General features: G+C 74.0%; 1 protein-coding gene. It reads left to right on the forward strand.

Annotated features, from left to right (window positions below; genetic code table 11):
* Positions 1 to 17 precede the first annotated feature (17 nt).
* On the forward strand, positions 18 to 14,867 hold the full coding sequence (locus tag ACQP17_RS33475; protein WP_433859675.1) for a type I polyketide synthase: 14,850 nt from the start codon (positions 18 to 20) through the stop codon (positions 14,865 to 14,867).
* The last annotated feature ends 301 nt before the right edge of the window (positions 14,868 to 15,168 follow it).

Here is a 15,168-nt window from a genome sequence, read left to right on the forward strand (position 1 = left end):
TGAAGGGCTGACGCTACATGGACAACGAGGACAAGCTCCGCGACTACCTCAAGCGGGTCACCACGGACCTGCGGCAGACCCGCCGCAGGCTGGAGGAGGTGGAGTCGCGGGAGCACGATCCCATCGCGATCGTCGCCATGGCCTGCCGCTTCCCGGGAGGAGTGGCCTCTCCGGAGGAACTGTGGCAGCTGGTGGCCGACGGCACCGACGCCATCGGGCCCATGCCGACCGACCGCGGCTGGGACGTGGACAAGCTGTACGACCCGGACCCCGACCGGCCCGGCAGCAGCTACGTCCGCCAGGGCGGCTTCCTCTACGACGCCCCGGAGTTCGACGCCGGCTTCTTCGAGATCTCCCCGCGCGAGGCCCTCGCGATGGACCCGCAGCAGCGGCTCCTGCTGGAGACCTCCTGGGAGGTCTTCGAGCGCGCGGGCATCGACCCCACCTCGGTACGCGGCAGCGCGGGCGGTGTCTTCGTCGGCTCCAGCAACCAGGGCTACGCCGCTGCCGCCGACGGCAGCACCGCCCCCGAGGGCGTCGAGGGCCATCTGCTGACCGGCGGCTCGGCCGCGGTGCTCTCCGGACGGCTCGCCTACAGCTTCGGGCTGGAGGGCCCGGCCGTCACCGTCGACACCATGTGCTCGTCCTCGCTGGTCGCCCTGCATCTCGCCGTCCAGGCACTGCGGCACGGCGAGTGCGAGACGGCGCTCGCCTGCGGAGCGACCGTGATGTCCTCGTCGCGGAACTTCGTGGAGTTCAGCCGGCAGCGGGGGCTCGCCCGCGACGGCCGCTGCAAGCCCTTCGCGGCGGCCGCCGACGGCACCGCATGGGGCGAGGGCGTCGGCGTCCTGCTGCTGGAACGCCTCTCGGACGCCCAACGCAACGGCCACCCGGTCCTCGCCGTGATCCGCGGCAGCGCCACCAACCAGGACGGTGCCTCGAACGGTCTGACCGCGCCGAACGGCCCCTCGCAGCAGCGGGTGATCCGCGCCGCGCTGGCCAATGCCGGTCTGTCGCCCCGCGAGGTGGACGTGGTGGAGGCGCACGGCACGGGTACGTCGCTGGGCGATCCGATCGAGGCGCAGGCGCTGCTGGCGACGTATGGGCAGGAGCGCTCCGCGGACCGGCCGCTGTGGCTCGGCTCGTTCAAGTCGAACATCGGCCATGCGCAGGCCGCCTCCGGCATCGCCGGAGTGATGAAGATGGTCCAGGCGATACGCCACGGCGTGCTGCCCGCGACGCTCCATGTCGACGCGCCCTCACCGCATGTCGACTGGTCGACGGGGAACGTCCGGCTGCTCACCGACGAGACGGCATGGCCCGAGACCGAAGCCCCCCGGCGCGCCGGTGTCTCGTCCTTCGGCGGCAGCGGCACCAACGCCCATGTCCTGCTCGAACAGGCACCGGCGGAGGAACCGTCCGAGGAAGCGGCCGACGAACAGCCCGCGCAGGACGCGGCGCCCGCCGCGCTGCCCTGGGTGGTCTCCGGACGTTCCGCGACGGCCCTGCGCGCACAGGCGGACCGGCTCGCGGCGTGGGCCGAGACCGCCGGGCAGCCCTCGGCGGACGTGGGGCATGCGCTGGTCGCCACGCGCGCCGCCCTGGAGCACCGGGCCGTGGTGGTGGGATCCGACCAGGACGCACTGGTCGCCGGACTGCGTGCCGTGGCGGAGGGCGAGACACCCGCCGGCGCGGTGGTGGGCGACGCGGGAGCCCTGGAGGGCGACGCCGATGTGGTGTTCGTCTTCCCGGGGCAGGGGTCGCAGTGGGCCGGGATGGCAGTGGAATTGCTGGACTCCTCGCCCGTGTTCGCGGATCGGTTGGCGGGGTGTGAGGCGGCGTTGGAGCCGTTCGTCGACTGGTCGTTGGGTGGGGTGCTGCGGGGGGTTGAGGGTGCGCCTGGGCTGGACCGGGTGGATGTGGTTCAGCCGGTGTTGTGGGCGGTGATGGTGTCGTTGGCCGAGGTCTGGCGTGCGCATGGTGTGGAGCCGGCTGCGGTGGTGGGTCACAGTCAGGGTGAGATCGCGGCGGCGTGTGTGGCCGGTGCGTTGACCTTGGAGGACGGCGCGAGGGTCGTCGCGTTGCGCAGCCAGGCCATCCGGGCGTTGTCCGGTCGCGGCGGAATGGTGTCCGTTGCCCTGGCTTCCGCCGGGATTGCGGCCTTGATCGAGCCGTGGAACGGCCGCATTTCCACGGCGGCGGTGAACGGTCCCACTTCTGTGGTGGTCTCCGGTGACGCGGACGCGCTCGACGAGCTGATGGAGGTCTGCCGCGAGCGGGAGATCCGGGCCCGCCGCATCGACGTGGATTACGCCTCACACTCGGCTCATGTGGAGTCGATCCGCGAGGAGTTGCTCGAAGTGCTGGCGCCGGTCGCGCCCCGTAAGTCGTCCGTGCCGTTCTTCTCGACGGTGACGGGGGAGTGGCTGGACACGGCGGAGATGGACGCCGGGTACTGGTTCACGAATCTGCGGCAGACGGTCCAGTTGGAGCCGGCGGTGCGTGCGCTGCTGGCGTCGGATCACCGGGTGTTCGTGGAGGTCAGCCCGCACCCCGTACTCACCGTGCCGCTCCAGGAGACCGCCGAGGCGGCCGAGGCCGAGGCAGTGGTGACGGGGACTCTGCGTCGCGACGATGGTGGGCTGTCGCGGCTCTACACCTCGCTGGGTGAGCTGTATGTGCAGGGCGTGGAGGTGGACTGGTCCCCGGCCTTCGCCGCCTGCCGGCCGGGGGTCGTCGATCTGCCCACGTATGCGTTCCAGCGTCGTCGGTACTGGTTGGAGTCGGGTCGGTCGTCTTCGGATGGTGTGGTCGATCCGGTGGAGGCGCGGTTCTGGGAGGCGGTGGAGCGGGCGGATGTGGAGGGTCTGGCGGCGACGCTGGGTCTGACGGATGCGGGTGTGCTGGGTGAGGTGTTGCCGGCGCTGTCGTCGTGGCGGCAGGGTCGGCAGCAGCGCAGCACGGTCGACGGCTGGCGCTACCGGATCGCCTGGCGGCCCCAACCCGAGCCGGAAGGCGGCAAGTTGGTGGGCACCTGGCTCGTCGTCGTGCCCGCCGACCACCTCGGTGACGACCTCGTACGGGCCACTCTCCAGGGCATGGGGGACAGCGGTGCCGAGGCCGTGCTCCTCGTCCTGGAGGAGTCGACCACCGACCGTCAGGCCGTGGCCGACCAGCTGCGCAGCTCCCTCGCGACCGGCGCCCCCGGCGGCGTCGTCTCCTTCCTCGCGCTGGACGAGCGGCCGCTGACCGGGCATCCCGAGGTCAGCGTGGGACTGGTCCAGTCCGTGGCCCTCATGCAGGCGCTCCTCGATGCCGACGTCGAGGCTCCGCTGTGGCTGCTGACGACCGAGTCCGCCGCCACCGGATCCGACGACGAGGTCCGGCACCCGCTCCAGGCGGCAGTCTGGGGCCTGGCGCGGGTGTTCGCCCTGGAGCACCCCAAGCAGTGGGGCGGCCTCCTCGACCTGCCCGCCGCACTGGACGACCGCGGGGCGGCCCTGCTGTCCGGAGTCCTCGCCGCGGGCGGGGACGAGGACCAGCTCGCCCTCCGTGGCTCCGCACTTCTCACCCGGCGGCTCACCCGCGCCCCACTGGACGGCGACGCGCCGGCCACCCCCTGGCGCACCAGCGGAGCCGCGCTGGTCACCGGCGGTACCGGCGGTCTCGGCGCGCACACCGCGCGGCTGCTCGCCCGTAACGGCGCAGAGCATCTGGTGCTCACCAGCCGACGCGGCCCGGACGCACCCGGTGCGGCCGAACTACGCGCCGAACTGGCCGAGTTGGGGGCTCGGGTCACCATCGCCGCCTGCGATGTGACGGACGCCGAGGCACTGGCCGAGCTGGTCGCCCGGGTCGAGTCCGACGGCCCGGCCATCCGCTCCGTCGTGCACACCGCCGGCGTCGGCCTGCTCGTGCCGCTCGCCGACACCACACTGGAGGAGTTCGCCGAGGGCGCCCGCGCCAAGCTGCTCGGCGCCCGCAACCTCGACGCGCTCTTCGACCGTGCCGGACTCGACGCGTTCGTGCTGTACTCGTCCGTCGCCGGCACCTGGGGCAGCGGCGACCACGGGGCCTACGCCGCGTCGAACTCCTACGTCGACGCGCTCGCGGCACACCGGCGCGCCCGCGGCCTGACCGGCACCTCGATCGCCTGGGGCATCTGGAGCCCGGAGGGCGGCGGCATGGCCGTCGATGTCGTCCAGGAGCAACTGCGCTGGCGCGGCATCCCGTTCATGCCGGCGCAGCTGGCCGTCGTGGGACTGCAGCAGGCGCTCGACCACGATGAGACCTTCCTCGCCGTGGCCGACATCGACTGGGAACGCTTCGTCCCCGTCTTCACCGCCGCGCACCGCCGGCCGCTGCTGCACGAGGTCCCGGAAGTGCTGCGGGCGCTGGAGGCCGACGAGGCCGACACGGACGCCGCCGAGAACACCTCCGAGTCGCTCCGCTCCCAGCTCGCCGGGCTCGTCCCCGCCGAACGCGAGCGGCAGCTCTCCGACCTCGTGCGCAAGCAGGTCGCGGCCGTACTCGGATACGCGGACACCTCGGAGGTCGAGGTCGGCCGGGCCTTCCGCGAGCTGGGCTTCGACTCCCTCACCGCGGTGGAACTGCGCAACCGGCTCAACACGGCCACCGGGCTGAAGCTCCCCGCCACCGTGGTCTTCGACCATCCGACGGTGAAGGCGCTCGCCGGACACCTGGAGACCGCCCTCGTCGGACCGCGGGCCGGTGGCGGCACCGCCCTGCCCGAAGAGGCCGCCGCCCCGCACACCGCGGCCCCCGCCGCCCCGGACGAGGACGACGCGATCGCGATCGTGTCCATGGCCTGCCGGTACCCGGGCGGCGTGCAGTCGCCCGAGGGCCTGTGGCAGCTGGTGCGGGACCGGACCGACGCGATCTCGGAGTTCCCCGCCGACCGCGGCTGGGACCTCGACGCGCTCTACGACCCGGACCCGGACCGCACCGGCACCTGCTACGTCCGCGAAGGCGGATTCCTCGACGCGGCCGGCGACTTCGACCCCGAGTTCTTCGGGATCTCGCCGCGCGAGGCGCTCGCGATGGACCCGCAGCAGCGGCTCCTGCTGGAGACCTCCTGGGAGGCGATCGAGCGCGGCGGCATCGACCCCCGCACGCTGCGGGGCACCCCGACCGGCGTCTTCTTCGGCGCCGCCTACCAGGGATACGGCAACGGCGAGGCACCCGAAGGTCTGGAGGGGCACCTCATCACCGGAACGGTGACCAGCATCGCCTCCGGCCGCATCTCCTACACCCTCGGGCTGGAAGGCCCCGCGGTCACGCTGGACACCGGCTGTTCCTCCTCACTGGTGTCGCTGCACCTGGCCGTCCAGGCGCTGCGCTCGGGGGAGTGCTCCCTGGCGATCGCCGGAGCCGCGGCGGTGATGAGTGAACCGATCGGCCTCGTGGGCTTCAGCCGCCAGCGGGGGCTGGCGCGCGACGGCCGCTGCAAGCCGTTCTCGGCGTCCGCCGACGGCATGGGCATGGCCGAAGGCGTCGGTGTCCTGCTGGTGGAACGTCTCTCGGACGCCCGCCGCAACGGCCACCGCGTGCTGGCGGTCGTCCGCGGCACGGCGGTCAACCAGGACGGTGCCTCGAACGGTCTGACCGCACCCAACGGCCTCTCCCAGCAGCGGGTGATCCGTGCCGCGCTGGCCAATGCCGGTCTGTCGGCCGGTGCGGTGGATGTGGTGGAGGCGCACGGTACGGGTACGTCGCTGGGTGATCCGATCGAGGCGCAGGCGCTGCTGGCGACGTACGGGCAGGAGCGGGCGGCGGACCGGCCGCTGTGGCTCGGCTCGGTCAAATCCAACATCGGACACAGTCAGGCCGCCTCCGGCATGGCCGGTGTCATCAAGATGGTGCAGGCACTGGGCCACGGCGAAATGCCGGCGACGCTGCACGCCGACGAGCCGTCGCCGCACGTCGAGTGGTCGTCGGGCGCGGTGGAACTGCTCACCGAGGCCCGTCCGTGGACACCGGAGGGCGGCCGTCCGCGCCGCGCCGGCATCTCCTCGTTCGGCGTGAGCGGGACCAATGCGCATGTGATCGTGGAACAGGCGGAGGAGGCCGGGCAGGCGGAGCCGGCGGAAACGGACGCCGGGCCGGTCGCCGACGAAGCTCCGGTGGTTCCGTGGGTGGTGTCCGGACGTTCCGCGCAGGCGCTGGTGGCACAGGCGGAGCGGTTGGCTTCGCGGGTGCCGGAGAGTGGCTGGTCGCCGAGTGAGGTGGGCTGGTCGCTGGTGGCGTCCCGGTCGTCGTTCGAGCACCGGGCGGTGGTCGTGGGTTCGGAGAGCGCTGAACTCACCGCGAAATTGGGAGAGTTGAAGAACAGCTCTCCGGCGGGAGAGCCGGGCCGTACGGTGTTCGTCTTCCCGGGCCAGGGGTCGCAGTGGGCCGGGATGGCAGTGGAATTGCTGGACTCCTCGCCCGTGTTCGCGAGCCGGTTGGCGGAGTGTGAGGCGGCGTTGGCGCCGTTCACCGACTGGTCGTTGAGTGAGGTGCTGCGCGGGGCCGAAGGTGCCCCGGGCTTTGACCGGGTGGATGTGGTCCAGCCGGTGCTGTGGGCCGTGATGGTGTCGCTTGCCGAGGTCTGGCGCGCGCATGGTGTGGAGCCGGCTGCGGTGGTGGGTCACAGTCAGGGTGAGATCGCGGCGGCGTGTGTGGCCGGTGCGTTGAGCTTGGAGGACGGCGCGCGGGTCGTGGCGCTGCGCAGCAAGGCCATCCGTGCGCTGTCCGGCCGTGGCGGAATGGTGTCCGTTGCCCTGGCTTCCTCTGAGATAGCAGCGCTGATCGAGCCGTGGGGCGGTCGCCTTTCGATGGCGGCGGTCAATGGCCCCACCTCGGTGGTCGTCTCCGGTGACGCGGACGCGCTCGACGAGCTGAGGGACGCCTGCGGCGAGCGCGACATCCGCGCGCGCCGGATCGACGTGGACTACGCCTCACACTCGGCTCACGTGGAGTCGATCCACGAGGAGCTGCTCACGGTCCTGGCGCCGGTCGCGCCCCGTAAGTCGTCCGTGCCGTTCTTCTCGACGGTGACGGGGGAGTGGCTGGACACGGCGGAGATGGACGCCGGGTACTGGTTCACGAATCTGCGGCAGACGGTCCAGTTGGAGCCGGCGGTGCGTGCCCTGCTGGCGTCGGATCACCGGGTGTTCGTGGAGGTCAGCCCGCATCCGGTGCTGACGATGCCGGTGCAGGAGACCGCCGAGGCCGCGGGCGGGGAAGCCGTGGTGACGGGGACCCTGCGCCGCGACGACGGTGGGCTGTCGCGGCTCTACACCTCCCTCGGTGAGCTGTATGTGCAGGGTGTGGACGTGGACTGGGCCCCGGCCTTCGCCGCGCCCCGGCCCGCGGTCGTCGACCTGCCCACGTACGCCTTCCAGCACCGCCACTACTGGCTCGCCTCACACAAGTCCGCGGTGGCTACGGCCGATGCGGGACCCGTCGACGCCGCCGACGTCCGCTTCTGGGAGACCATCGAGCGCGAGGACGCGGACACCCTGGCGGAGACGCTCGGGCTGTCCGACGACGGTGCGCTGCGCGAGGTGCTGCCCGCGCTGTCGCTGTGGCACAAGCAGCGGCAGCAGCGCAGCACGGTCGACGGCTGGCGCTACCGGATCGCCTGGCGCCCCCAGCCGGAGCCCGAGCGCACCGGGCTGGACGGCACCTGGCTGATCGTCGTGCCGGAGGGCCACCAGGACTCCCCGGTGGTCGCGGGGGTCGACCGCGCGCTGCGGTCGGGCGCCGCGGACCTCCGGACCCTGATCGTCGGCGGCGAGGACGCCGACCGGGAACGGCTCGCGGAACGGTTGCGGGACGAGGCGGAGGCGGCCGGCGGGACGTTCGCCGGGGTGCTGTCCCTCGTCGCGCTGGACGAACGGCCGTGGGCCGCCACCGAGTCCCTGCCGGGCGGACTGGTGCTGATGACCTCGCTGCTCCAGGCGCTCGGCGCCGCCGGGATCGACGCGCCGCTGTGGTGTGCGACGCGCGGCGCGGTGTCGGTCAACCGTGCCGAGTCCGTCGACCGTCCGACGCAGGCCATGGCGTGGGGACTGGGCCGCATCGCCGCCTTCGAATACCCGCAGCGGTGGGGCGGACTCGTGGATCTGCCCGGCGAATTGGACGACCGGGCCGGGCGCCGGCTGGTCGCCCTGCTGGCGCGGGACGCGGGCGAGGACCAGGTGGCGCTGCGCGCTTCCGGTGTCTTCACCCGGCGGATGCTGCGGTCGCTCCCCGCCGACCGGCCGGCCGGTGAGGGCTGGCGGCCGCGCGGCACCGTCCTGGTCACCGGTGGCACGGGCGCGCTGGGCGGCCATCTCGCCCGCTGGCTCGCCCGCAACGGTGCCGAACACCTCGTACTCGTCAGCCGCCGGGGCCCCCGGGCGCCGGGCGCCGACGCACTCGTCGAGGAACTCGCCGGGCTCGGGGCACAAGCGACCGTACGGGCCTGCGATGTCGCCGACCCGGCGGCGCTGGGGGCCCTCCTCGGGAGCCTGCCGCCGGAGCAGCCGCTGACGGCCGTGGTGCACACCGCGGGCGTCCTCGACGACGGGGTGATCGACCAGCTCACCCCGGACCGTGCCGCCACCGTGTGGGAGCCCAAGGCGGGGGCGGCGTTCGCCCTGCACGAGGCGACCCGGCACCTGGACCTGTCGGCGTTCGTGCTCTTCTCGTCCATGGCGGGCACGCTCGGCGGACCCGGCCAGGGCAGCTACGCGGCGGCGAACGCCTGCCTCGACGCACTCGCCCTGCAGCGCCGTGCCGAGGGCCTGCCCGCCACCTCGATCGCCTGGGGCGCCTGGGGCGGCGGCGGTCTGGTGAGCGAGGAACTGGCCCTGCGGCTGCGCCGCGACGGTGTGCCGCCGATGGACCCCGACCTGGCCGTCTCCGCCCTGCAGTCCGCTCTGGACGAGGACGAGACGTTCCTGGTCGTCGCGGACGTCGACTGGGACAAGGCCCCGGCCCGGCGGGTCGCGGCGGTCAGTGAACTGCCGGAGGTCCGGGCGTCGGCCGGCGCGGACGCGGACGGGGCCACGGTGCGCGGTGACGCCGCGCCGCTCGTCGCGCGGCTGCGGGACCACGCACCGGCGGAGCGGCGCGCCGCGCTGCTGCACGAGGTCCGGGCCGCGGCCGCGGCCGTCCTCGGCTACGACCGGCCCGACGCGCTCCCCGCCGACCGGGCGTTCCGTGACCTGGGCTATGACTCGCTGACCGCGGTCGAGCTGCGCAACCGGCTCGCCGAGGCGACGGGACTGCGGCTGCCGGTCACCCTGGTCTTCGACCACCCGACGGCGACCGCGCTCACGGCCTTCCTCCACGACGGCCTCTTCGGCGCGGAGCCGGAGGCCGCGGACCGGTCCGCGATCGCCGTACCGGCCGATGACGACCCGGTCGTCATCGTCGCGATGAGCTGCCGCTACCCGGGGCAGGCCGACTCGCCCGAGGAGCTGTGGCGGCTGCTCGACGGGGGCACCGACGCCGTCTCGGGCTTCCCCACCAACCGCGGCTGGGACATCGAGCGGCTCTACGACCCGGACCCCGACAAGCCGGGCACCTTCTACGCCCGCGACGGCGGATTCCTCTACGACGCCGACCACTTCGACCCGGCGTTCTTCGGGATCTCCCCGCGTGAGGCGATCGCCATCGACCCCCAGCAGCGACTCCTGCTGGAGACCTCCTGGGAAGCGATCGAGCGGGCCGGCATCGACCCGGAGGCGCTCCGGGGCACGGCCGCCGGCGTCTTCGTCGGATCGAACTACAACGACTACGGCTCCCGGGCGCACACCGCCCCGGAGGGCATGGAGGGCTATCTGGCGACGGGCAGCGCGAGCAGCGTCGCCTCCGGCCGCATCGCCTACACCTTCGGGCTGGAGGGGCCGGCCGTCACGGTGGACACCGCGTGTTCGTCGTCGCTGGTCGCCCTCCATCTGGCGGCCCAGGCCCTGCGGTCCGGCGAATGCTCGCTGGCGCTGGCCGCGGGCGTGACGGTGATCTCGACGCCGCAGACCTTCATCGAGTTCAGCAGGCAGCGGGCGCTCGCCCCCGACGGGCGCTGCAAGGCGTTCTCGGCGGACGCCGACGGCGCCGGATGGGCCGAGGGCGTCGGTGTCGTGCTGCTGGAGCGGCTCTCCGAGGCCCGTCGGCGCGGGCACCCGGTGCTGGCCGTCGTCAAGGGCACGGCCGTCAACCAGGACGGCGCCTCCAACGGCCTGACCGCACCCAACGGACCGGCCCAACAGCGCGTCATCCGCCAGGCGCTGGCCCACGCGGGCCTGGCCGCGGGCGACGTGGACGCCGTCGAGGCACACGGCACCGGCACCCAGCTGGGTGACCCGATCGAGGCACAGGCGCTGCTCGCCACCTACGGCCGGGAACGGCCGGCGGAACGCCCGCTGTGGCTCGGCTCGGTCAAGTCGAACATCGGGCACACCCAGGCCGCGGCCGGGGTCGCCGGCATCATCAAGATGGTGCAGGCCATGCGGCACGGCGTGCTGCCCCGCACCCTGCACGCCGCGCAGCCGTCGCCGCACATCGACTGGTCGGCGGGCAACGTGCGGCTGCTGAACGAGCCGCAGGAGTGGACACCGGGCGACGGCCCGCGCCGGGCCGGTGTCTCCGCCTTCGGCATCAGCGGCACCAACGCGCATGTGATCCTCGAAGAGCCCGAGCCGGCGGCCGACGAGAGCGGCACCGCGACGCAGGACGGGCAGCAGGCCGACGCCGTCGTCCCCTGGCTGCTGTCCGCGCGGGGCACCACGGCCCTGCGGGACCAGGCCCGGCGGCTGGCCGCCCACCTCAACCGCAACACCGGATTCGCGCCCGCCGATGTCGCCCTGTCCCTGGCCACCTCGCGCACCGCGTTCGAGGACCGGGCGGCCCTCGTCGGCCGGGACACCGGTGAACTGACCGAGGCGCTCCGGGCGTTCGCGGACGGCCGGGAGCACCCGAAGGTCACGGTCGGTCGTGCCCGCCCCGGAAAGCTGGCCTTCCTCTTCCCGGGACAGGGATCGCAGCGCGCCGGCACCGGACGCGCCCTCTACGCGACCCACGACGCGTTCGCCGACGCCCTGGACGCGGCCTGCGCACACCTGGACGGCCACCTCGACCGGCCCCTGCGCGAGGTGCTGTTCGCCGAGCCCGGCACGCCCGACGCCGAACTGCTCGACCGCACCGTCTACACCCAGGCCGGACTGTTCGCCCTCGAAGTCGCCCTGTTCCGGCTGCTCGAAAACCATGGCGTGCACCCGGACCTGCTGCTCGGCCACTCGATCGGCGAGCTGGCCGCCGCGCATGTCGCCGGGGTGTTCTCGCTGGCCGACGCCTGCCGCCTGGTCGCCGCGCGCGGCCGGCTGATGCAGTCCCTGCCCGCCGGCGGCGCCATGGTGTCCGTCCAGGCGGCCGAGCAGGACGTCCTGCCGCTGCTCGCGCCGTACGAGGACCGGGTCGTCATCGCGGCCGTCAACGGACCGGCCGCCGTCGTCCTCAGCGGCGACGACGACGCCGTCACCGAGGTCACCGGACAGCTCGCCACCGCGGGCCACCGCACCAAGCGGCTGCGGGTCAGCCACGCCTTCCACTCCGCCCACATGGACGCGATGCTCGACGAATTCACCTCCGTGGCAGCCGAGTTGACCTACCAGCCGCCGGCCGTCCCCGTCGTCTCGAACGTCACGGGCCGCCCGGCCACGGCCGAGGAACTGTGCAGCCCCGCCTACTGGGTGCGGCACGTACGGCAGGCGGTCCGGTTCCACGACGGGACCCGGACCCTGGAGGAACTGGGCGTCCGGAGCCTGCTCGACCTCGGGTCCGGCGTGCTGACCGCCATGGCGGACGAGTGCCTCACCACGGACGGGATCACCCTCGGCACGCTGCTGCGCCGGGACACCGACGAGGCCGAGTCGCTCACCACCGCCCTCGCCCAGCTGCATCTGCACGGCCACGGACCGGACTGGGAGAGCTACCTCGCCCCCACCGGCGCCCGGCGGGTGGCGCTGCCGACCTACCCGTTCCAGCGGCAGCGGTACTGGCTGGAGGCCGGCACGGACCTCACGGATGTCGCCGCCGTGGGGCTGGAAGTGGCCGGGCATCCGCTGCTCGGCGCGGCCGTGCCGCTCGCCGGATCCGACGGCGCCCTGTTCACCGGGCTGCTCTCGGCGGGCCGCCAGCCGTGGCTGGCCGACCACGCCCTGGACGGCACGCTGCTCTTCCCGGGCACGGGATTCCTGGAACTGGCGCTCCAGGCCCGCGCCCGGACCGGCGCCGGACACCTGGAGGAACTCACCCTGCAGTCCCCGCTGGTGATTCCCGAGGACGGCACCGTGCAGCTCCAGCTCACCGTCGGGGAGCCGGACCCGACCGGCCGCCGCACGCTGTCCGTGCACTCGCGCCCGGCGACCCGCCCGGAGGACGAGGAGCAGCCCTGGACCCGGCACGCCGAGGGCACCCTCGCCGACGGCCCGCCCGAGACCGAAGCGCCCGCCGACCTCACCGCCTGGCCCCCGCCCGGCGCCGAGCCGGTCGACGTCTCCGACCTCTACGAGCGCACCGCCGCCAACGGCTTCGCCTACGGCCCCGCCTTCCGCGGCCTGCACACCGCCTGGCGCCGTGGCGACGAGGTGTTCGCCGAGGTCACCCTGCCCGAGCAGTACCGCGACACCGGCTTCGTGCTGCACCCGGCGCTGCTGGACGCCGCCCTGCACACCGTCGCCCTGGCCGCCCCCGACACCGAACGGGCCGTACTGCCCTTCAGTTTCCGGTCGGTCACCGCGGCACCGGCGGCTCACCCGGACACCCTGCGGGTCCGTCTCGACCGACAGGCCGACGACATCTACGCGGTGCAGCTGGCCGACACCTCGGGCGCCCCGCTCGCCGCGATCCCGGCGCTCGTCCTGCGGCCCGTCGACCCCGCCCAACTGGCCGCCGCCGCGCCCCGGCTGACCGATCTGTACCGGATGGACTGGGTCGAGCCGCCGCCGCACGGACAGCCGGCCGAGCCGTACGCGGTCCTCGGCACGGACGGGATGCCGGAGCCGCCCGAGGGCCACGGCACCCGGTACGCGGATCTGGCCGCGCTGGCCGCGGCCGTCGACGCCGGGGCCGAGGTGCCCGGGACGGTCCTCGTCGGCTCGCCGCCGGCCGGCGGCGACCCGGCCGAGGCCACCCGACGGGCCGTGCACCACGCGCTGGAGGTCGCGCAAGCCTGGCTGAACGAGGAGCGGTTCGCCGCCTCTCGGCTCGTCCTGTGCACCCGCGACGCCGTGGCCGACCGGTCCGGCGCGCCGGTCCCCGGACTCCCGCAGTCCGCCGTCTGGGGCCTGATCCGCACCGCCAAGGCCGAGAACCCCGGCCGCTTCGCCCTGCTCGACCACGACGGCACGGCCCCCTCCGCGGCCGCGCTGCCGGCCGCCCTGGCGACCGGCGAACCCGAGATCGCCCTGCGCGCCGGCACCGCCCGGGTGCCGCGCCTGGTACGGGCCGGGACGGCCGAGCCGTTGCGGGAGCTGGGCGCCGGCGGCACGGTACTGATCACCGGGGCCGGCGGCATGCTCGGCCGGCTCGTGGCCCGTCATCTGGTGACCGCGCACGGCGTGCGCGGCCTGCTGCTCGCCAGCCGCCGCGGACGGACCGCGGACGGGATGCCCGAGCTGGAGAAGGAACTGCGCGAACTGGGCGCCGAGGTCGAGATCGCCGCCTGCGACCTCGCCGACCGCGACGACACCGCCCGGCTGCTGGCCTCCGTCCCGGCCGAACGCCCGCTCACCGCGGTGATCCACACCGCGGGCGTCCTCGACGACGGGGTGCTCGGCTCCCTCACCCCCGACCGTATGGACACCGTGCTGCGGGCCAAGTCGGACGCCGTCCTCCACCTCGACGAGCTGACCCGCGACCTCGACCTGTCGGCGTTCGTCCTGTTCTCCTCGCTCGCCGGAACCTTCGGCGGGGTCGGGCAGGGCAACTACGCGGCGGCCAACGCGTTCCTCGACGCCTTCGCCCACGCCCGCCGGGCCGCCGGCCGGCCCGCCGTGTCCCTCGCCTGGGGCCTGTGGGCCGAACGCAGCGGGATGACCACCAAGCTGGACGACAGCGACCTGCACCGGATGGCGCGGGGCGGGGTGCGCCCGATGCCGTCGGACCAGGCGCTGGCGCTGCTCGATGCCGCACTCGCCGCCGACGAGGCGTTCCTCGTCCCGGCCCGGCTCGACCTGGCGGCGCTGCGGACCGCGGCGGGGGAGGTGCCCGCTCTGCTGCGGTCGCTGACCGGGCCGCGGCCCGCCACCCCGGCGGGCCGACCGGGCCCCGCGCCCGCCGCGGAGACCGTACCGCTCGCCACCCGCCTCGCCGCGCTGCCCGAGCGGGACCGGCACCAGGCAGTGCTCGATGCCGTGCTGGGCCAGGCCGCGCTGGTCCTGGGCCATGCCTCGGCCGACGCGATCGACCCCGAGCGCGGCTTCCTGGAGCTGGGCTTCGACTCGCTGACCGCCGTCGAGCTGCGCAACCGCCTCACCACCGTGACCGGGACCAGGCTGCCCGCGACCCTGCTGTTCGACTACCCGGAACCGGGCGCCCTCGCCGACCACCTGCTCGGCAGGCTGGCCGCCGCGGTGGAACAGCAGCCGGCCGCAGGCGGCCCCGCTTCCGGTCCGCTCGACGCGTGGGAGGCGCAGATCGAGCGGCTGATGGACGACACCACCGCCCGGGCCGCGCTGCGCAGCCGCCTCCAGGGCCTCATGGAACGGCTCGACAGCCTCCCCGAGGACCCGGACAGCGCGCTGGAGAGCCGGCTGGACCAGGCGTCGGACGACGAGCTGTTCGACTTCATCGAGCAGGAACTCGGCGGATCATGACGCGCTGAACGCCCGCACACCGGCTCCGGCCGCCCATCGAGGGCTGCCGGAGCCGGCCTCGTCAGGGAGCGCGTACGGAGGGGCGCCGCCCGTGTGCCGCGCCCCCTGCAGCGCACCGCCCCACGCCTCGGCGGACCCCCGGCAGCGCCCGTCCAGGCGGGCCCGGCACCTCCTAGGGGTTCTCTTAGAGTCACCGGCCGGCGCCCGATTCGGCCGACCGGCGGCCACAGAATGTGACAGCGAGTAGAGATTCCAGCGTTGTGGTCGCCGGTGTGAGGCAGGCCGCCGGTCCGCCGAGCGG

Source organism: Streptomyces kronopolitis (genome assembly GCF_050953795.1).
Classification (GTDB): Bacteria; Actinomycetota; Actinomycetes; order Streptomycetales; family Streptomycetaceae; genus Streptomyces; species Streptomyces kronopolitis_A.

Coding starts and splice junctions, on each gene's coding strand:
- ACQP17_RS33475 (WP_433859675.1), top strand. CDS start 18: ATGGACAACGAGGACAAGCTCCGCGACTACCTCAAGCGGGTCACCACG.